This window comes from Aurantiacibacter hainanensis (genome assembly GCF_036321025.1).
GTDB classification, from domain to species: domain Bacteria; phylum Pseudomonadota; class Alphaproteobacteria; order Sphingomonadales; family Sphingomonadaceae; genus Alteraurantiacibacter; species Alteraurantiacibacter hainanensis.
Map to the genome: position 1 here is coordinate 1,262,170 of NZ_JAZAPB010000002.1, position 17,593 is coordinate 1,279,762.

Here is a 17,593-nt window from a genome sequence, read left to right on the forward strand (position 1 = left end):
AAGGAACGACCAATGGGTCTGATCCAGGAACTTGAGGCCGAAGCAATCCAGGGCCTCACCGACGGCAAGGAAATCCCCGATTTCCGTGCTGGTGATACCGTCCGCGTCGGCGTGCGCGTCGTCGAAGGGCAGCGCACCCGCGTGCAGAACTTCGAAGGCGTGGTGATCGCGCGTTCGAACCGCTCCATCAACTCCAATTTCACCGTTCGCAAGATCAGCTTCGGCGAAGGCGTGGAACGCGTGTTCCCGCTCTACTCGCCCAACATCGATTCCATCACCGTGGTCCGCCGCGGCGTGGTGCGTCGTGCGAAGCTGTATTACCTGCGCGGCCGTACCGGCAAGCGCGCTCGTATCGCCGAACGCCGGGAGAACGTCGCCAAGTAAGCGCGACCTTCGACCCGCAGAAAAGATTAAGGGGCGGCTTCCCGGAAGGTGGAGGCCGCCCCTTTGTCTTTCGCGCGACGATCGATCTAACCGGGATCGATAGTGACTGAAGGGACCAGGGTTTCCCGCGTCACGTTGAGCAGGATTGAACCGGTATGTTTAACACCGGGTTACCAGACACGGTTAACGCGAATTTACTGAGCGGATGGGGAGCGCCCCCTGGTGCCTGGCAAGCCAATCGCCCACCCGCCGGTATCGCGTGAAACCGCCTTTGCTGTTGCATGCACGAAAAGGCACGCTAGCTAGCCCCCGTCTGTTTCAGGAGTGCGTTTCAAGATGGGTTACCGGGTTGCAGTTGTCGGAGCGACGGGAAATGTCGGGCGCGAGATGCTCGCCATCCTCGCAGAGCGGGAATTTCCGATGGACGAGGTGGCTGCCGTCGCCTCCTCGCGGTCGACCGGCACCGAGATAGAGATCGGCGACACCGGCAAGATGCTGAAGTGCAAGAATCTCGAGCACTTCGATTTTTCCGGCTGGGATATCGCCCTGTTCGCCTGCGGCAGCGCGGCCACCAAGACCTATGCGCCCAAGGCAGCCGCTGCGGGCTGCGTGGTGATCGACAATTCCTCGCTCTACCGGATGGACCCGGACGTGCCGCTGATCGTGCCCGAGGTGAACCCGGAGGCCATCGAGGGCTACAAGCGCAAGAACATCATCGCCAATCCCAACTGCTCCACCGCGCAGATGGTGGTGGCGCTCAAGCCGCTGCACGACGCCGCGACGATCAAGCGCGTGGTGGTCTCCACCTACCAGTCGGTTTCCGGCGCGGGCAAGGCGGGCATGGACGAGCTGTTCGAACAGAGCCGCGCCATCTTCGTTGGCGACCAGGTGGAACCGCGCAAGTTCACCAAGCAGATCGCCTTCAACGTCATCCCGCACATCGACGTGTTCATGGATGACGGTTCCACCAAGGAAGAGTGGAAGATGGTGGTCGAGACCAAGAAGATTCTCGATCCCAAGGTGAAGGTGTCCGCTACCTGCGTGCGCGTGCCGGTCTTCGTCGGCCATTCCGAGGCGATCAACCTCGAGTTCGAGAAGGAAATCACCGCCGAGCAGGCCCAGGACATCCTGCGCGAGGCGCCGGGCATCATGCTCGTCGACAAGCGCGAGGACGGTGGATACGTCACCCCGGTGGAAAGCGCGGGCGACGGCGCGACCTATATCAGCCGCGTGCGCGAGGACAGCACCGTGGACAACGGATTGACCCTATGGTGCGTCTCCGACAATCTGCGCAAGGGTGCCGCGCTCAACGCGGTGCAGATCGCCGAGCTTCTCGGCCGTCGTCATTTGCAGAAGGGATAACAGTCCATGCGTCCATTTCGTCCTGCCCTTGCTCTCGTTGCCCTGCCGCTGGCGCTCGCAGCCTGCGGCGATGCTCCTGGTGAAGAAGGCATGGACGCCGCGCCCGAAGCGGCCGAAACCGTGGCGCCGATGGAGGATGCCGCGATCGACCTGCAGGGCACCGGCATCGTGATCCCGGCCCAGAGCGGGTTCGAGGAACTGGCGGTGCCCTTCGGCTCCGCCCGCGCCCCGACGGAAGCGACGCTGGGCAACGTGCTGGGCAGCGCGGTGGACGAAAGCGCCGAGCCGAACGAGTGCGGCCTCACCTTCACCAGCTATGAAGGCGTGACGCTGAATTTCCGCGACGACCAGTTCGTCGGCTACTACGCCGAGGCACCCTATGTGCCCGATACGTCGCGCGCGCAGTTGCTGGCGGGCGAGAACGTCAACATGGTGGAAGACAGCACCGTGGGCGAGGAATTCGTCATCGGTGCAGCGGAAGGCCCGGATATCGCCGGTCTGTTCGCGGGCGAGGGCGACGATGCCGCGGTTCAGGCGCTGTGGGCGGGCGAGAACTGCATCGCGCGATGAGCGCCGTCACCGCCGACACAATCACCGCGCCTGACGGCACCCGGATTGCCGTGCATCGCATGGGCGAAGGCCGGCCGGTGCTGATGCTCCACGGCCTGTTCTCCAGCGCGCAGATGAACTGGATCAAGTACGGCCATGCCCCGCTGCTGGCGGAGAACGGCTTCGAGGCGATCATGCCCGACTGGCGCGTGCACGGGGACAGCGAAGCGCCGACCGACCCGGAACTGTATTCCGCGGGCATCCTGGTGCGCGATGCCCTGCACATCGTGGAGACGCTGGGGCTGGACGACTACGACCTCGTCGGCTTCTCGCTGGGCGCGCGGGTGGCGACCAGCGCCGTGATCTCCGGCCTGCGACCGCGGCGGCTGGTGCTGGGCGGCATGGGCATAGAGGGCCTTTCGAACTGGAAGAAGCGAAGCGCCTTCTTCGTCGACATGATCGACCGCTTCGACGAGATCGAGCGCGGCGATCCGGCTTTCCTCGCCAAGAGCTTCATGAAAGGGCAGGGCATCGATCCCGTCGCCGCCCGCTTGCTGCTGACGCGCGGAGTGGAGGATATCGCGCTGGACGAGCTCGACCGGCTGGACATGCCCACGCTGGTGCTGATCGGGGACGAGGACCGCGACAACGGCTCTCCCGAACGGCTGCGGGACGCATTGCCCGATGCGCGGATCGCCGTGGTGCCGGGCAATCACATGGGCAGCGTGACGAAGCGCGAGATGGGCCGCGCCATCCTCGACTTTCTTTCGTAACTGCAGGTGGTAAGCTGACGGCTGCCAAGCTTGTGGGAGCCTGATCCGATGCGCCTTCCTTCCATTGTCGCCGCCACTCTTGCGCTTTCGGCGTGCAGTGCGAGTTCGGAGGCTGAAATTCCGGGCCCGGTCATGTTCGAGCATGGCAGTCAGGGGACTTTGTTCGTCGCCAACAAGCGCGATGCGAGCCTCTCGCGGCTGGACCTGGCCAATGGCGAGGAAACGCACCGCGCCGACACCTGCGAGGATCCGCACGAACTGACCGTATCCCCCGACGGCGCGCACGTCATGGTCGCCTGCTACTCGGGCACTTCGGTAGAGGTTTACACCACCAGCGACCTCGCGCCCGTGCAGTCCATCGAACTGGGCGAGAATGCGCGCGTTCACGCAGCGATCTGGCTGGACGACGGCCGCGTGGTCGCGGGCGGGGAAGGGCGCGGATCGCTGTTCGTGATCGAGGATGCCGCCAGCGAGAATCCCGAGGTCACCGAGATCGGAGGCGGCGGGCCGGGCGCGCACCTGATCGCGGTGGACGATGCGATGCGCAATGCCTGGGGCACCATCATTCCGGAGGGCACGGTGGTTCGCTACGACCTTGCAACGGGCGAGGAGGTTCTGCGTCGCCGCGTCGGCTCCGACATAGAGGCAATCGCGCTGTCGCCCGACGGACAGGATCTGTGGGTCTCTTCCAATTCGGATAGCATGGCCTATCGCCTCGACCCCGAGACGTTGGAAACCCGCGCCGAAGTCGCGACGGGAGAGGTGCCGATCCGCCTTGCCGCCCATCCTTCGGGCGACTGGATCGTCAGCAGCAATTTCAGCGGCGGCAACCTGTCGGTGATCGACACTAGCACCAACGAAGTGGCGCGCACGATCCCTGTTTCGGGCAGCAGGGACGCCGTGCAGGTGACGCTGGTGTTCAGCGAGGATGGCGACCGGCTCTATGCCGCCGAAACGGCCGCCGACACGATCGCCGAGATCGATTTCGACAGCGGCGAGGTTCTGCGCCGCCTGCCGGCCGGTCCGGGGGGTGACGGGCTGGCGGTGGTGGATTGAGCCACGCGAAAAGCAAGCGTGTCCTGTTGTTCGGGGCCAGCGGGACGATAGGCCGGGCCACCGCCTGCGCCTTGCTGGAAGAGGGACACGCGGTCACCTGCTTCCTGCGCCCCGGCCGTGCCGCCGATGCGGAAACCGGCGCGCTGGGCAGGGCAGGGGCGGTCTGCCGGTTCGGCGAGGTAACCGATCCTGCCTCCATCATGCGTGATGCCTTTGCCGGTGAACCGTTCGATGCGGTGATCTCGTGCCTCGCCTCGCGCAGCGGGGTGCCGGACGATGCCTGGGCGATAGACCACAGGGCCAATTCCGACATCCTGAAGGGGGCAAAGGCCAATATCGTGCCGCAGATGGTCATGCTGTCGGCAATCTGCGTGCAGCGTCCGCGTCTCGCCTTCCAGCATGCCAAGCTGGCATTCGAGGCGGAGCTTCAGGCTTCCGGCCTGACCTGGAGCGTCGTGCGCCCCACGGCGTTCTTCAAGTCGCTCTCCGGCCAGGTGGAGCGGGTGAAGCGCGGCAAGCCTTTCGTGCTGTTCGGGGACGGCGAACTGACGCGGTGCAAGCCGATCAGCGACCGTGACTGCGCGCGCTACATCGTCGCGACCCTTTCCGATCCCGACCTTCACGACCGCATCCTTCCCATCGGCGGCCCCGGCTCCGCCATCACCCCGCGCCAGCAGGGGGAGGAACTGTTTCGCCTGCTGGGGGAAGAGCCGCGTTTCCGTCACATGCCGATCAAGGCGATGGACGGCATCGTCTCCATGCTCGATTCCGCCGCCCGCTTCTCCAGGCGCGCGACCGAGAAGGCCGAGTATGCGCGGATCGGTCGATACTACGCGACCGAATCGATGCTGGTGCTGAACCCGGTCACCGGCAAGTACGATGCCGATGCCACGCCAGAGACGGGCAGCGACACGCTGTTCGAGCATTACCGTGATTTGCTGGAGCAGGCTCAGCCGGGCTAGAGCGACTTGCCCGGTTTCGACGGCCACATCGGCGCCCGGCGCCGCGTGGGCCGCTGGCCCTGCAGCCTGAGGTAGGTTCGCGGAAACTGCGCTTCAAGCCGCTTGGGAAGCATGGCCAGCAGAGCGATGGCGGTCGCCTCGTTGATGATCCCGGCCTCTGCGGCCCCGTCGAGATCGATTTCCGTACGCATGGACCGCCATCCTCTTCCGCCGCCTCATGCAACATTATTGCATAGGAACGGGCAGGCCGACTATCCCGACAATTGCCTTAGGAAGTATTGAAACAGAAAGGGCGCCGCCATCGCTGGCAGCGCCCTTCGTGTTTTAGTCCGGTGAGACGCCTCAGGCGTCCTTGGCGGTCTCTTCGTCTTCCGACGCCTCGGCCTGCATGTCGCTGGCTTCCTGGCCGTCGCCGGGCATTTCGGTCGGCTGTTCGATCCGGTTGCCTTCGCCGTCCACGGTGGGCAGGTCGCCCAGTTCGCGGTCGGGATCGAGCTCTTCCTGGAAACCCTCGCCAGCGATGGCCGCGGCTTCTTCCTCGGCAGCCTGCTTGAGGATGTCGACGCCCTGGCTCTGCAGCTCGGCCTCGTCCTCGGAGCGGGCCACGTTGGCCTTCACCGTCACTTCGACCTCGGGGTGCAGCGCGATGGTCACGTCGAACATGCCGATGGTCTTGATCGGCGCGCCCATGACGACCTGACGCTTGTCGACGTCGTGGCCCTTGGCGACGAGGCCGGCAGCCACGTCACGCACGTTCACGGAGCCATACAGCTGGCCGGCGTTGGAGGCGGCGCGGATCAGCACGATTTCCGTGCCGTCGACCTTTTCGCCCTGCTTTTCAGCAGCGGTGCGCCGTTCGGCGTTTTCGGCTTCCAGGCGGTCGCGGTTGGCTTCGAACACCTTCTTGTTCGCATCGTTGGCGCGCAGCGCCTTCTTCTGCGGCAGCAGGAAGTTACGGGCATAGCCGTCCTTCACGGAGACGATGTCGCCGATCTGGCCGAGGTTGCCGATACGTTCGAGGAGGATGATATCCATGTGTCTTCTCCTCTTACTTCACGATGTAGGGCAGCAGGCCCAGGTGACGGGCGCGCTTGATCGCCTTGGCCAGTTCACGCTGCTTCTTGGCAGAAACGGCGGTGATGCGGCTGGGCACGATCTTGCCACGTTCGGACATGAAGCCCTGAAGCAGGCGCACGTCCTTGTAATCGATTTGCGGAGCGTCGGCGCCCGAGAAGGGGCACGACTTGCGGCGGCGGTAGAACGGGCGTGCCATCAGTTACGGTCCTCCCGGTCGGACCGCTTCTTCTTTTCGCGGTCGTTCTTGCGCATCATCACGGACGGGCCGTCTTCGTGCTCTTCCACGGCGATGGTGAGCCAGCGGATGATGTCTTCGTTGATCGCATTCTGGCGCTCCAGCTCGGACACCAGCGAACCGGGCCCTTCGATGTTGAGCATTACGAAATGCGCCTTGCGGTTACGGTCGATCTTGTAGGCGAGGCTCTTGAGGCCCCAGGTCTCGGTCTTCACGACCTTGCCGTCGTTAGCTTCCACGATTTCCGTGGCGCTGGCGGCAAGCGCGTCGACCTGAGCCTGGCTCAGATCCTGACGCGCGAGGAAAACATGCTCGTAAAGAGCCATGTGCGCTTCCTTTCACTTCATGCCGATCGCTGACATTGGCACGGCGAATTCCGTGCACGTCCCTCCGGCTTTCTTCGATTTCCACCGATGGCGAGTTATGCCCGGATGCAGTGGAAGGCGCGCACATAGCGAAATTGCGCACAATTGCAAGCGGGGTTAGGAGGGGTCCGTCAGGGAGGATCACCATAAATGCGCCATCTTATCGCCGCCACCGTCGCCATGCTTCTGCCCGCTGCCGCCACCGCTCAGGACGCGCCTTCGCCGCCGCCCGCGGCCGAGCCGGGCCTCGAACTGCTCTATCGCTCGGTAGTGACGCTGGGCGAGGTGATTCCGGTGGGAGAAACGCCGCGCGGCACGCGAAGGATCATACCGATTACCGGCGGCACCTTCGAAGGGCCTGAAATGCGCGGGGAGATCCTGCCGATGGGGTGGGACTGGCAACTCGACCGTTCCGACGGCTGCACCGATATCATCGCCGACTATTTCCTGCGCACCGACGATGGCGTGGTGGTGAACGTGGTCAATACCGGGACGCTGTGCATGCCCGCGCCAGGCGCTCCGCCTCCGCCGCCCGTGCGCACCAGCCCGGTGTTCGAGGCGCCGCTGGGCGACTACGACTGGCTGACGCGCGGGGCCTATGTGGGCACGCTGGGCTTCGATCCTTCCGTCACCCAGCCGCACGTGGTCATAACCGTCTATCGCGCGGATTGACCTCAGCGAATGCGGGCCGCAGGATAGAAAAGGCCTGCCGGGCGTAGTTAGCTCTCTCGCGACAAGAAGGAAATTCTGATGCCCGGTGGCCTGGTTGCCCTGCTCGACGACGTATCGATCATCGCCCGCACCGCCTCTGCCAGCGTGGACGACATTGCCGCCGCTGCCGGACGCGCGGGCAGCAAGACGGCGGGCGTGGTGATCGACGATGCGGCCGTGACGCCCAGCTATGTGACCGGACTTTCTCCGGCGCGCGAGCTGCCGATCATCTGGAACATCACCAAGGGCAGCCTCTTCAACAAGCTGGTGATCCTGCTTCCCGGTGCGCTGATTCTCAGCGAATTCCTGCCGCAGGCGATCGTCTTCATCCTGATGCTGGGCGGGGCCTACCTGTCCTACGAAGGGGCGGAGAAGGTGATCGAGAAGCTGGGCGGCGAAAAGCACGGCAAGACCGTGGAAGACGATATCGACGACCCCGCCGCGTTCGAGAAACAGCGCACGTCGGGCGCGATCCGCACCGACCTGATCCTGTCGGCGGAGATCATGGCGATCACGCTGAACGAGGTTTCCGCCGAGGACCTGCTCACCCGCGCCGGGGTGCTGGCCATCGTGGGGATTGCGGTGACCGTGGCGGTCTACGGCACGGTGGCGCTGATCGTGAAGATGGACGATGTCGGCCTGCACCTGGCGAAGGAGGCGACCACCGACGCGGGAAAGAAGTTCGGGCGTTTTCTGCTGAAGGCCATGCCAAAGCTGCTTGTGGCACTCTCCTTCATCGGCACCATCGCCATGCTGTGGGTGGGCGGCGGCATCATCCTGCACGGCCTTGCCGAGGTGGGCATTTCGGGGCCGGAGCACTGGGTGGAAGGCATCGAACACGGCGTCTCGCAGATCGCCGGGGGACTGCTGGGCTGGGTCACGTTCGCCGGGCTATCGGCGCTGACCGGGCTGCTGCTGGGTGCGGTAATCGTGTTCCTGCTGCACAAGGTGCTGGGGCTCGGCCACGAAACAGGGGCAGGGCACTAGACCCCGAGGCAAGGCGGCGTCAGGCGGCGTTGCGCCGCCGCTCGCGCCGCTCGCTCATCAGCCAGGCTTCCTCGCTGGGCCAGTTGCGCCCGTCTTCCGATTCGATGCGGCCATCGGGATGCAGAATGACCCAGCCTTCATCGTCCATGGCGCGCGGATCGAGCACCAGCGGGGTCAGCCGCCGATCCTGCGCCACCTGCCAGCCGATCACGTTCGCCTTGACCAGGTCGACCTGGTTGTCGTCGAAATAGGCGTGGACCATGTAGGTCCCGGGCGCGGCATCCAGCATGCCCACTCCGCCCAGGCGGTAACTCTTCTGCATTTTCCGGCCTTTGTCCTTGGCACGATTGCGATTTGAAATGGCAGCATAACCGCCAACCCTTGCCAAAGACTTTCAGGTCAGGTCGTGGCCGCAATAACCACACTCGCGCGGCGGGCGGTCGGGGCGGATTGCGAAGAACCTGCGAGTTCGCGATCCGTGCTCGGTCGAGAGTGCTTCATTGACTGGCTGCATACAGTTCGAGCAACGCGGAAAGCCAAAAGAGAAATATGCGCATACCAGATATCCGGTTAAACCGATAAGCAGCACTATCTCATGCTCGGGTCCGCCAAACGCGGCGATTGCAAACGGTATGAGGAAAGACAGCAGGAATAGAGTCCATATTCCGTTGAAAACCCAAGCCTTGGTGTATGTGCTCACACCCGCTCCAGTAGTCCTCGCGCGAACACCGTCAGGGTATCGTCGCGCGCGCCCATCACCACCACGCGGTCTCCCGGACGGGCGATCTCCACGATGCGGTCGCCGCACTGCTCCCGCGTCTCGTGATATTCGGCGTTGCCGCCCGCATCGCGGATGAGCTGCACGATCCGTTCGCTACCCTGACTGCGGTCCACCGTGCCCCCGAAATAGACAGGGGCGCACATGATCGTGACATCGTCGGGGCCGAGTTCCCTGGCGAAGGTCTGGGCCAGTTCGGTGCCCATCTGCTTCAGCGGGCCGTAGCCGTGCGGCTGGAAGAAGGCGATCACCCGGCCTTCCTGCGATTTCAGGGTGCGCAGCGTTGCCCGGGCCTTTTCGGGGTTGTGGCCGAAATCGTCGATCACGGTCACGCCGCGCTCGCTGGTGCCCATTACGTCGAACCTGCGGGCAAGGCCCTTGAAGCTGGCCAGCGCCGTTGCCGCATCGTGCACGTCGACACCCGCCGCCACCGCCGCAGCGATAGCCGCCAGTGCGTTTTCCAGATTGTGGCGCCCCGGCATGGGGAGGCGCAGCGAGTATCCCACGTCCTCGCGCCGATCCACCAGCAGCGCGTCGATCCCGTCGGCCCGTTCCTCGATCGTGCCCGGTTCGATCCCGATGGTCGCCTTGCGGTTGTCGATGGCGAAGGACACGACCTTTTTGCACGTCTTCGCGAGGAATTCGGCGTCGTCGTCGTCGAGGTTGACCACGGCAGTCTTCGCACGGCGGAGGAAATCGCCGAACAGGTGGCGCAGTTCCTCCATGCTCTTGTGATCCAGGCTGACGTTCAGCAGCACGGCGACGGTCGGATCGTAAAGAGCGATGGAGCCGTCGCTCTCGTCCACCTCGCTCACGAACACGCCCCCGTCGCCCACCACCGCGCTGGCGAAGGGATTGTCGGCATGGGCGAAGTTCTTCATCACCGCGCCATTCATGATCGTGGGCTCCATGCCCTCGCGGTGCATGATCCAGCCAAGCATGGCGGTGGTGGTGGACTTGCCGCTGGTGCCGCCCACCGCCAGCGAGACCGGCGCCTCGTTGAACAGTTGCGACAGCAGTTGCGCCCGGGTCAGCCGGGTGCAGCCGAGTTCCTTCGCGCGGGCGACTTCGGGCACGCTATCCTCGATCGCGGCGCTGGCCACCAGCACCTGGTCCGCACTGGTCAGGCCGCTGCCGTCCTGCGGAAAGAGGGCGAAGCCGCGCTTCTCCAGCCAGGCGAATTTTTCCGGTGTGCGGCCCTGGTCGAAACTGCGGTCCGATCCGGCGACCTTTGCCCCCAGGCCCTTCACGATCTGGGCGAGCGGCAGCATTCCCGAACCGCCGATGCCGCAGAAGAAATAGGAATTGTCCAACTGGTGCCCTCTCCCGTGGAAGCCGTCTTGCGCGGAGCGGCTGCGCTGCCTGCGAAAGTGGCCTCGTGCCTACGCAAGGGATAGCAAGTTGTGAAGTGGCTGTTAGTGTGGAAGCGCATGAAAACACGCATCACATGCCTGTGTCCCGGGAAGCCCGTTCGCCGCAAGCGGGCCGAGGCCGTGCTGGCACTGGCCGAGACCGAATTCCCGCAGGTGGAGCTGCAATTCCACCCGCAATGCTTCGAACACCACGGCCACTTCGCGGGCGACGATGCCACGCGGCTGAACGCGCTGGTGGCCACCGCAAACGACCCGGATGTGGACGCGGTTTGGTTCGCCATGGGCGGCTATGGCTCCAACCGCATCGCCGCCCCGGCCATCGCCGCGATGACCCAGCCCGCGCGCAGCAAGACCTGGCTCGGCTATTCGGATGCGGGCACGCTGCTGGGGGCGCTCTATCGCCACGGCATCGGCCGCCCGGTGCATGGTCCGCTGGCGGGCGACATAAAGCGCGAGGGCGGAGAGGATGCCGTGCGCCGCGTGCTGCGCTACCTCTCGGGCGAGGCCGTCCCGCTGGAGGCGGGGCTGGACGACCGGCCCACCGCCGCCTTCAACCTCATCACCCTTGCCATGCTGTGCGGCACGGAGCTGATGCCCGACCTTTCGGGCCACGTCGTGCTGGTGGAGGAGGTGGCCGAGCATCTCTATGCGGTGGACAGGCTGTTCTTCCACGTCACCCAGCATCTTGGGGGGATTGCCGGGCTGCGCCTTGGCCGCATCAGCGCCGTGCCGGAGAACGACCGGCCCTTCGGTCTGAACGAGGAGGAAATCGCCAGCTACTGGTGCGAGCGCACCGGCATTCCCTACCTTGGCCGCGCCGATATCGGCCACGATGCCGCGAACGCCATCGTACCCTTCGGAGTTGCGCAAGCGGCCAACCGGGCATAGGCCCGCGCGCAGACACAAGGAGTTTACATGATTGCATTCGTTTTCCCCGGCCAGGGGAGCCAGAAGGTCGGCATGGGCGTGGACCTCGCCGAAGCCAGCAGCGTCGCGCGAGAAGTTTTCGAGGAAGTGGACGACGCGCTGAACCAGAAGCTGGCGCGACTGATGGCCGAAGGGCCCGAATCCGAACTGACGATGACGGCCAATGCGCAGCCCGCCATCATGGCCAATGCCATCGCCGTGGCCCGCGTGCTGGAAGACGGCGGATTTTCCCTCACCGAGAAGGGTCACTGCGTCGCCGGCCATTCGCTGGGCGAATATTCCGCGCTGGCATCCGTGGGCGCCTTCACCCTTACCGACACGGCAAAGCTGCTGCGCACGCGCGGCATCGCCATGCAGGATGCGGTGCCCATCGGTCTTGGTGCCATGTGCGCGCTGCTGGGGGCGGACCTCGAAAAGGCGCAGGCGCTGGCCGATGCCGCCGCCGAGGGGCAGGTATGCGAAGTGGCCAACGACAACGATCCCACGCAGGTCGTGCTTTCGGGCCATGCCGAGGCGATCGACCGCGCGGTGGAACTGGCCAAGGAACATGGCATCAAGCGCGCCGTGAAGCTGACCGTATCCGCCCCGTTCCACTGCTCTTTGATGCAGCCTGCCGCGCAGCGCATGCAGTTCGCGCTGAAGGATACGCCGCCCAAGGCCTTCCGCCTGCCGCTCTACGCCAACGTCACCGCCGCCGAAGTCACCGATGCGGCGAAGGAGAAGGAACTGCTGGTGGAGCAGATCACCGGTCGCGTGCGCTGGCGCGAAAGCGTGCTGGCGATGCAGGACGCAGGCGTGTCCCACTTCGTCGAACTGGGCGGCAAGGTGCTGGGCCCGATGATCCGCAAGATCGCGCCTGATGCCACGGTCACCAGCGTAACGACGATGGAAGAAATCGAGGCTCTGGCCAAGGAGATCTGATGATGTTCGACCTTACGGGAATGACCGCACTCGTCACCGGTGCCAGCGGCGGCATCGGCTCGTCCATTGCCAAGGCGCTGGCGCGGCAGGGCGCGCGGCTGGCGCTGTCCGGCTCCAACGGCGGAAAGCTGCGCTCGTTTCGAGAACAGCTGAACGAGGAATTCGCCCACCACGATCACGATGGCCACGTCGAGATCACCTGCGACCTTTCCAACACCACCCAGGTGGAGGAACTGGTGCCCGCGGCCATCGATACGCTGGGCAGGATCGATATCCTGGTGAACAACGCCGGCATCACCCGCGACAACCTGGCCATGCGCATGAAGGACGAGGAATGGGACGAGGTCATCAAGATCAACCTCGAGGCCACGTTCCGCCTGATGCGCGCAAGCGCCCGCCCGATGATGAAGAACCGCTTCGGCCGTATCGTGAACATCACCAGCGTGGTGGGCGCGACGGGCAATCCCGGGCAGATGAACTACTGCGCCGCCAAGGCCGGCGTGGTCGGCATGAGCCGCAGTCTGGCGCAGGAACTGGCCGCGCGCGGCATTACCGTGAACTGCGTGGCGCCCGGCTTCATCCGCTCGGCCATGACGGACGCGCTGGACGACAAGCAGAAGGATGCGATCAACGGGCGAATCCCGATGGGCCGCATGGGCGAGGGTGACGATATTGGCGCTGCCGTGACTTACCTTGCCTCGAAGGAAGCTGGCTACGTCACCGGCCAGGTGCTGCACGTGAATGGCGGCATGGCGATGCTGGGGTGATGTTCGTCTTGCGAAGCCGCATCCGCGGCTTCGCAAAACAAAATCCGTACTTTTCCCCAAGGAATCCGTCCTCTTCCATCCGAATCCTTGCCCGCGAATATGCCTTCGCTAAGGATGGAACGGTAATTTACCGGCGCAGTCATGCGATTCCGGGCTTTCCCGGCACCGCAGCGTCAGAGTTTGGGGAACGTAACTGCCATGAAGGCCACCATCGAACGCGCGAAACTGCTTCGCTGCCTGTCTCACGTCCAGTCGGTGGTGGAGCGGCGGAATACAATTCCCATCCTTTCCAACGTCCTGATAGAGGCGGATGCGGAAGGCCATGTGAAGATCATGGCGACCGACCTGGACCTGCAGGTGGTGGAACACCTCCAAGCGAACAGCGTGGAGAGCGGCGGTGCGATCACCGTATCCGCGCACCTGCTGTTCGACATCGCCCGCAAGCTGCCCGATGGCAGCGAGGTGAGCCTGGAAACTGCCGATAACCGCATGACCGTAAAGGCCGGGCGCAGCCGCTTCACGCTGCCGACCCTGCCGCGCGACGACTTCCCGGTGATCGTCGAAGGCGACCTGCCGACCAGTTTCGAACTGCCGGCTGCTACCCTCGCCGAACTGATCGACCGGACGCGCTTCGCCATCTCCACCGAGGAAACGCGCTATTACCTGAACGGCATCTTCTTCCACGTCGCGGACGAGGATGGCGGAGTGCTGAAGGCCGCGGCCACCGACGGACACCGCCTGGCACGCTTCACGCTGGGTCGCCCGGCCGGGGCCGAAGGCATGCCCGACGTGATCGTGCCGCGAAAGGCCGTCGCCGAACTGCGCAAGCTGCTGGATGAGGGGATGGAGGGCAACGTTGCCATCGACCTGTCGCCTTCCAAGATCCGCTTCACCCTTGGCGGAGAAGGCGGCGTGGTGCTGACCAGCAAGCTGATCGACGGCACGTTCCCCGATTACAGCCGCGTGATTCCCACCGGCAACGACAAGCTGCTGAAAGTCGATCCCAAGTCGCTGTTCGCCGGCGTCGATCGCGTGGCCACCATCGCCACCGAAAAGACGCGCGCGGTGAAGATGGGCCTCGAGGGGGACAAGGTAACGCTGACGGTCACCAGCCCGGACAACGGCAACGCCACCGAGGAAGTGCCCGGCCAGTACGGTTCGGACGGCATGGAGATCGGCTTCAACGCCAGCTATCTCAAGGACATCCTGCACCAGATCGATTCCGACACGGTGGAAATGCACTTTGCCGACGCCGGGGCGCCCACGCTGATCCGCAAGGATGAATCCAGCCCGGCGCTCTACGTGCTGATGCCGATGCGCGTCTGACGCCGGGCGGGGCGGTTACGATCGCCTTTGCTCCGTTGACCCGGGGTTGCTAGTCTCCCTTCGTCTATTGCGAAGGGGGACAGCGATGAACATCCAGAATTTCACCGGAAGCCTGATCTTGCCCGAATCCGCCGAATTCGAAACGGTGCGCTTCGGCTGGAACGGCATGATCGACCGCAGCCCGGCGATGATCGCGCGCTGTTCGTCGACGCAGGACGTCGTGGCCGCCGTTCGCCATGCGGCTGAGAACGGCATGGTCGCAGTCGCCCGCTGTGGCGGGCACTCGGTTTCCGGCGCATCTTTGCCGCAGGATGGCCTGCTGGTGGACATGGGCGGCCTCAAGCAGGTCGAAGTCGATGCCGGGCAACGGATCGCCCGCGTCGGTGGCGGCGTGTTGCTGGGAGAGCTGGATGCCGCCACGCAGGCGCACGGGCTGGCGGTTACGGCGGGCGTCGAACCCGAAACCGGGGTTGCCGGCCTCACCCTGGGGGGCGGGATCGGCTTCCTGTGCCGGAAGCTGGGCCTCACCATAGACAACCTGATCGGTGCCGAAGTCGTGCTGGCCGACGGCAGCGTGGTGGAGGCGAACGAGGACAGTCATTCCGACCTGTTCTGGGCGCTGCGCGGCGGGGGCGGCCAGTTCGGCATCGTCACCCGCTTTGATTTCCGCCTCCATCCCATCGGCCCGAACGTGGTCGTGGCACAGGGGTTCTACCCGCTCGACAAGGCGCATGACGTGATGCGGTTCGTGCAGGATTTCATGCACGGCGCGCCTGACGAGCTTACGCTGGTGCCGGTATTCCTGAAGGTCCCGCCCATCGAACCATTCCCCGCAGAGTGGCATGGAAAGCCTGCGGTGGCGGCGGTGGCCTGTCATGTCGGCGACCCGGAAACGGCTGTGTCGGACGTTCAGCCGCTGTTGGAACTGGGAGACATGATCTTCGGCTTCACGGATACCGTCCCCTACGTCGAGTTCCAGAAGACTTTCGGCGGTGCCTCCCCGCACGGCGGGCGGTATTACTGGAAGTCGATCTTCGTTGACGACCTCAGCGACGACCTGACCGACGTGCTGGTGGATGCGGCGCAGTCCCTGTCGGGAGAGTACACCCAGATATTCATGGAAACCCTGGGCGGGGCCGTGGGTCGCGTAGGAGTGGAGGAAACCGCCTTCGCCAACCGCCATGCGCGCTACAACCTGGGCATTTCCGCCGGGTGGAGCGATCCGGCGAAGGACGACGAGATCGTGGACGCTGCCCGCGCGGTGTTCGAGCGGCTGAAGCGGTTCTCCGACGGGACCGTCTATCTCAACTACCTCGACCGGGACGAGCTGGGACGCGCGAAGGAGGGCTTCGGCCCCAATTTCGAGCGGCTGCAGGCGGTGAAGGCGCGCTACGATCCGGATAACGTGTTTGGCGGCGTTCTTGGCGGCGCCGGATAGCCCTGCGGGCTAGTCCATCGCCTTCATCATCGCTTCGATATCGACGAACTTCTCGCGCGGGGCTCCTTCGCGCGCGGCGCGAGCCTCGGCTTCCTCGATCTTCTTCCAGTCCTGGAAGGTGACCACGTTCAATCCGTTCTCGGCGGCAAAGGCATCGAAGCCCGCGCGGCCCGGCTTGTTCGCCCGGCCCAGGGTGCCGTTGGCGATGTCGGTGGCGATTTTCTCCGCGATGGCAAAGCCGTCGGGCTTGTTGGTGCCGATAGTGCCGCTTGGCCCGCGCATGGCCCAGCCCACGCAATAGAGGCCCGGCAGGATGCGCCCGCCGTCGTTGGCAAAGCGTCCCGCGCGCTCGTCGAACGGCACGCCGGGAATGGGCGCGGTGCGATAGCCGATGCAGCTGATCACTAGGTCGGCCGGAATGCGCTCCACCATTCCTGTTCCCTTGGCGCGGCCTTTTGCCAGGACGGTGCGCTCCACTTCGACGGCCTCGACCTTGCCATCGCCAAGGATCGCCTTGGGCTGCGCGAAGAAAGCGAATTCCAGCGCGATCCGCTTCTCCCCGCGAATGTGCTCGGGCGTGGCGGCGAACTGGCGCAGCAGCGCCACCGACTTGCGCAGGCCCGGTTCGAGTATCGCGTCCTCCGCCTCGTCCGGCAGGTCTTCCGGCGAGATGTGGGGGAAGGCGTGGTGCAGTTCTCCCAATTCGCCCAGTTCCTTGGGCGTCATCATGATCTGGTGGGGACCGCGGCGACCCAGCAGGATCACCCGTTCGATCTTGCTGGCGCACAAAGCGTCAAGCGCGTGACCGACGATGTCGGAGCCGTCGAACTCGGCTTCCTTCTTCGACAGCATCCGCGCCACGTCCAGCGCGACATTGCCCATGCCGATGACGACCGCCGTGCTACCCGAAAGATCGGGGTCGAGATCGGCGAACTGCGGATGGCCGTTGTACCAGCCCACGAAGGCGGCACTGCCGAAAACGTTGTGGAGTTCCTCTCCCGGAATTCCCAGTTCCCGGTCCAGCGGCGCGCCGGTGGCGATTATCACGGCATCGTACATCTCGCGCAGCTGCGCCATGTCGATGTCCTTGCCCACAGCCACGTTGCCCACGAAGCGCACGTTGTCGGTCAGGGCCGTCTTCTCGTACCGGCGGGAGACCCCCTTGATGGACTGGTGATCTGGTGCAACGCCGCTGCGGATCAGGCCGTAAGGTACTGGCAACCTGTCGAAAATATCGACCTTCACGTCATCGCCAAGCTGCTTTTGCACGGCTTCTGCCGCGTAGTACCCCGCAGGTCCGGAGCCGATGATCGCAATGTGCCGCACGTGATCTCCTCGCTGGCGGAGCGGGTCAGTTTTTCAAAGTCTAACGCCTTAACCCTCATCGGCAACGGTTGAAAACCCTGACAAGACAAGAACAAAGTTATTTATGAACAGTTCGGAGATTTACTCTTTTCGAAGGGTTTTCACTTAGATCGGGCGCATGTCAAAGCGCGCCAGCAAGGCAATTGAGAGGGCTCGAATACACGCACCCGGCCGGTCGGTTCCGGACGCGGAGCCGCTCGCCCGCACAGCGCAAGACAACCAGAAGTCATCAAGGGC

General features: G+C 64.6%; 20 protein-coding genes. 13 read left to right on the forward strand and 7 right to left on the reverse strand.

The window, feature by feature from the left end:
• The first annotated feature begins 12 nt into the window (after window positions 1–12).
• The 6 genes from rplS to AAA989_RS13525 all read left to right on the forward strand — a co-directional run bounded on the left by rplS (window position 13) and on the right by AAA989_RS13525 (window position 5,086).
• Window positions 13–384, forward strand: a complete 372-nt coding sequence (rplS, locus tag AAA989_RS13500; RefSeq protein ID WP_338244411.1) for a 50S ribosomal protein L19 — start codon at window positions 13–15, stop codon at window positions 382–384.
• A gap of 336 nt (window positions 385–720) precedes the next feature.
• Complete coding sequence (locus AAA989_RS13505) at window positions 721–1,746, forward strand: aspartate-semialdehyde dehydrogenase (protein ID WP_338244413.1); 1,026 nt, start codon at window positions 721–723, stop codon at window positions 1,744–1,746.
• Between the two features lie 6 nt (window positions 1,747–1,752).
• Window positions 1,753–2,316 (forward strand): hypothetical protein, encoded by a 564-nt coding sequence (locus AAA989_RS13510; RefSeq protein ID WP_338244415.1) that lies wholly within the window; start codon window positions 1,753–1,755, stop codon window positions 2,314–2,316.
• Window positions 2,313–3,068, forward strand: a complete 756-nt coding sequence (locus AAA989_RS13515) for an alpha/beta fold hydrolase (protein ID WP_338244416.1) — start codon at window positions 2,313–2,315, stop codon at window positions 3,066–3,068. The genes AAA989_RS13510 and AAA989_RS13515 overlap by 4 nt, the downstream gene beginning before the upstream one ends.
• Window positions 3,069–3,116: 48 nt before the next feature.
• Window positions 3,117–4,124: a YncE family protein gene (locus tag AAA989_RS13520; RefSeq protein ID WP_338244418.1), complete on the forward strand. Its 1,008-nt coding sequence runs from the start codon at window positions 3,117–3,119 to the stop codon at window positions 4,122–4,124.
• A complete protein-coding gene (locus AAA989_RS13525) occupies window positions 4,121–5,086 on the forward strand; it encodes an NAD(P)H-binding protein (RefSeq protein WP_338244420.1) in 966 nt (321 codons plus the stop codon). The genes AAA989_RS13520 and AAA989_RS13525 overlap by 4 nt, the downstream gene beginning before the upstream one ends.
• Here AAA989_RS13525 and AAA989_RS13530 read toward each other — a convergent pair.
• The 4 genes from AAA989_RS13530 to rpsF all read right to left on the reverse strand — a co-directional run bounded on the left by AAA989_RS13530 (window position 5,083) and on the right by rpsF (window position 6,724).
• Window positions 5,083–5,277 (reverse strand): hypothetical protein, encoded by a 195-nt coding sequence (locus AAA989_RS13530; protein ID WP_338244422.1) that lies wholly within the window; start codon window positions 5,275–5,277, stop codon window positions 5,083–5,085. The two genes, AAA989_RS13525 and AAA989_RS13530, sit on opposite strands and share 4 nt — an antisense overlap.
• Window positions 5,278–5,428: 151 nt before the next feature.
• Window positions 5,429–6,121, reverse strand: coding sequence for a 50S ribosomal protein L9 (gene rplI / locus AAA989_RS13535; RefSeq protein WP_338244424.1), 693 nt, complete (start codon window positions 6,119–6,121; stop codon window positions 5,429–5,431).
• A gap of 13 nt (window positions 6,122–6,134) precedes the next feature.
• A complete protein-coding gene (gene rpsR / locus AAA989_RS13540; RefSeq protein WP_338244426.1) occupies window positions 6,135–6,359 on the reverse strand; it encodes a 30S ribosomal protein S18 in 225 nt (74 codons plus the stop codon).
• Window positions 6,359–6,724 carry a 30S ribosomal protein S6 gene (gene rpsF / locus AAA989_RS13545; RefSeq protein WP_338244428.1) on the reverse strand — a complete coding sequence of 122 codons (366 nt, stop codon included), beginning with the start codon at window positions 6,722–6,724 and terminating at the stop codon, window positions 6,359–6,361. The genes rpsR and rpsF overlap by 1 nt, the downstream gene beginning before the upstream one ends.
• 189 nt (window positions 6,725–6,913) lie before the next feature.
• Between rpsF and AAA989_RS13550 the strand changes: the two genes are divergently transcribed.
• Complete coding sequence (locus AAA989_RS13550; RefSeq protein ID WP_338244430.1) at window positions 6,914–7,435, forward strand: DUF3237 domain-containing protein; 522 nt, start codon at window positions 6,914–6,916, stop codon at window positions 7,433–7,435.
• A 78-nt stretch (window positions 7,436–7,513) separates the two neighbouring features.
• Window positions 7,514–8,461, forward strand: coding sequence for a DUF808 domain-containing protein (locus AAA989_RS13555; protein ID WP_338244432.1), 948 nt, complete (start codon window positions 7,514–7,516; stop codon window positions 8,459–8,461).
• 19 nt (window positions 8,462–8,480) lie between these two features.
• On the opposite strand, the gene AAA989_RS13560 is transcribed toward AAA989_RS13555, so the two are convergent.
• Both AAA989_RS13560 and AAA989_RS13565 read right to left on the reverse strand, forming a co-directional pair.
• Window positions 8,481–8,783: a hypothetical protein gene (locus AAA989_RS13560; RefSeq protein ID WP_338244434.1), complete on the reverse strand. Its 303-nt coding sequence runs from the start codon at window positions 8,781–8,783 to the stop codon at window positions 8,481–8,483.
• Between the two features lie 374 nt (window positions 8,784–9,157).
• Window positions 9,158–10,510, reverse strand: coding sequence for a glutamate ligase domain-containing protein (locus tag AAA989_RS13565; protein WP_434781457.1), 1,353 nt, complete (start codon window positions 10,508–10,510; stop codon window positions 9,158–9,160).
• A gap of 159 nt (window positions 10,511–10,669) precedes the next feature.
• Between AAA989_RS13565 and AAA989_RS13570 the strand changes: the two genes are divergently transcribed.
• From AAA989_RS13570 to AAA989_RS13590, 5 genes are all read left to right on the forward strand, one after another.
• The gene (locus AAA989_RS13570) at window positions 10,670–11,500 is read left to right on the forward strand and encodes an LD-carboxypeptidase (RefSeq protein WP_338244438.1); all 831 of its coding nucleotides are present in this window, start codon (window positions 10,670–10,672) and stop codon (window positions 11,498–11,500) included.
• Between the two features lie 27 nt (window positions 11,501–11,527).
• The gene (fabD, locus tag AAA989_RS13575) at window positions 11,528–12,460 is read left to right on the forward strand and encodes an ACP S-malonyltransferase (protein WP_338244440.1); all 933 of its coding nucleotides are present in this window, start codon (window positions 11,528–11,530) and stop codon (window positions 12,458–12,460) included.
• 2 nt (window positions 12,461–12,462) lie between these two features.
• Window positions 12,463–13,227 carry a 3-oxoacyl-[acyl-carrier-protein] reductase gene (fabG, locus tag AAA989_RS13580; protein WP_338245547.1) on the forward strand — a complete coding sequence of 255 codons (765 nt, stop codon included), beginning with the start codon at window positions 12,463–12,465 and terminating at the stop codon, window positions 13,225–13,227.
• A gap of 198 nt (window positions 13,228–13,425) precedes the next feature.
• Window positions 13,426–14,553, forward strand: a complete 1,128-nt coding sequence (gene dnaN / locus AAA989_RS13585; RefSeq protein WP_338244442.1) for a DNA polymerase III subunit beta — start codon at window positions 13,426–13,428, stop codon at window positions 14,551–14,553.
• An 85-nt stretch (window positions 14,554–14,638) separates the two neighbouring features.
• Window positions 14,639–15,991 (forward strand): FAD-binding oxidoreductase, encoded by a 1,353-nt coding sequence (locus AAA989_RS13590; protein ID WP_338244444.1) that lies wholly within the window; start codon window positions 14,639–14,641, stop codon window positions 15,989–15,991.
• Window positions 15,992–16,000: 9 nt separating this feature from the next.
• Here AAA989_RS13590 and AAA989_RS13595 read toward each other — a convergent pair whose 3' ends face one another.
• Window positions 16,001–17,317, reverse strand: coding sequence for an FAD-dependent oxidoreductase (locus AAA989_RS13595; protein WP_338244446.1), 1,317 nt, complete (start codon window positions 17,315–17,317; stop codon window positions 16,001–16,003).
• Between the last annotated feature and the right edge of the window lie 276 nt (window positions 17,318–17,593).

What these genes read in the sequence shown, in the direction of transcription:
- rplS (WP_338244411.1), top strand. Translation starts at nt 13, where the DNA reads ATGGGTCTGATCCAGGAACTTGAGGCCGAAGCAATCCAGGGCCTCACC.
- AAA989_RS13505 (WP_338244413.1), top strand. Translation starts at nt 721, where the DNA reads ATGGGTTACCGGGTTGCAGTTGTCGGAGCGACGGGAAATGTCGGGCGC.
- AAA989_RS13510 (WP_338244415.1), top strand. Translation starts at nt 1,753, where the DNA reads ATGCGTCCATTTCGTCCTGCCCTTGCTCTCGTTGCCCTGCCGCTGGCG.
- AAA989_RS13515 (WP_338244416.1), top strand. Translation starts at nt 2,313, where the DNA reads ATGAGCGCCGTCACCGCCGACACAATCACCGCGCCTGACGGCACCCGG.
- AAA989_RS13520 (WP_338244418.1), top strand. Translation starts at nt 3,117, where the DNA reads ATGCGCCTTCCTTCCATTGTCGCCGCCACTCTTGCGCTTTCGGCGTGC.
- AAA989_RS13530 (WP_338244422.1), bottom strand. Translation starts at nt 5,277, where the DNA reads ATGCGTACGGAAATCGATCTCGACGGGGCCGCAGAGGCCGGGATCATC.
- rplI (WP_338244424.1), bottom strand. Translation starts at nt 6,121, where the DNA reads ATGGATATCATCCTCCTCGAACGTATCGGCAACCTCGGCCAGATCGGC.
- rpsR (WP_338244426.1), bottom strand. Translation starts at nt 6,359, where the DNA reads ATGGCACGCCCGTTCTACCGCCGCCGCAAGTCGTGCCCCTTCTCGGGC.
- rpsF (WP_338244428.1), bottom strand. Translation starts at nt 6,724, where the DNA reads ATGGCTCTTTACGAGCATGTTTTCCTCGCGCGTCAGGATCTGAGCCAG.
- AAA989_RS13550 (WP_338244430.1), top strand. Translation starts at nt 6,914, where the DNA reads ATGCGCCATCTTATCGCCGCCACCGTCGCCATGCTTCTGCCCGCTGCC.
- AAA989_RS13555 (WP_338244432.1), top strand. Translation starts at nt 7,514, where the DNA reads ATGCCCGGTGGCCTGGTTGCCCTGCTCGACGACGTATCGATCATCGCC.
- AAA989_RS13560 (WP_338244434.1), bottom strand. Translation starts at nt 8,783, where the DNA reads ATGCAGAAGAGTTACCGCCTGGGCGGAGTGGGCATGCTGGATGCCGCG.
- AAA989_RS13565 (WP_434781457.1), bottom strand. Translation starts at nt 10,510, where the DNA reads ATGCTGCCGCTCGCCCAGATCGTGAAGGGCCTGGGGGCAAAGGTCGCC.
- AAA989_RS13570 (WP_338244438.1), top strand. Translation starts at nt 10,670, where the DNA reads ATGAAAACACGCATCACATGCCTGTGTCCCGGGAAGCCCGTTCGCCGC.
- fabD (WP_338244440.1), top strand. Translation starts at nt 11,528, where the DNA reads ATGATTGCATTCGTTTTCCCCGGCCAGGGGAGCCAGAAGGTCGGCATG.
- fabG (WP_338245547.1), top strand. Translation starts at nt 12,463, where the DNA reads ATGTTCGACCTTACGGGAATGACCGCACTCGTCACCGGTGCCAGCGGC.
- dnaN (WP_338244442.1), top strand. Translation starts at nt 13,426, where the DNA reads ATGAAGGCCACCATCGAACGCGCGAAACTGCTTCGCTGCCTGTCTCAC.
- AAA989_RS13590 (WP_338244444.1), top strand. Translation starts at nt 14,639, where the DNA reads ATGAACATCCAGAATTTCACCGGAAGCCTGATCTTGCCCGAATCCGCC.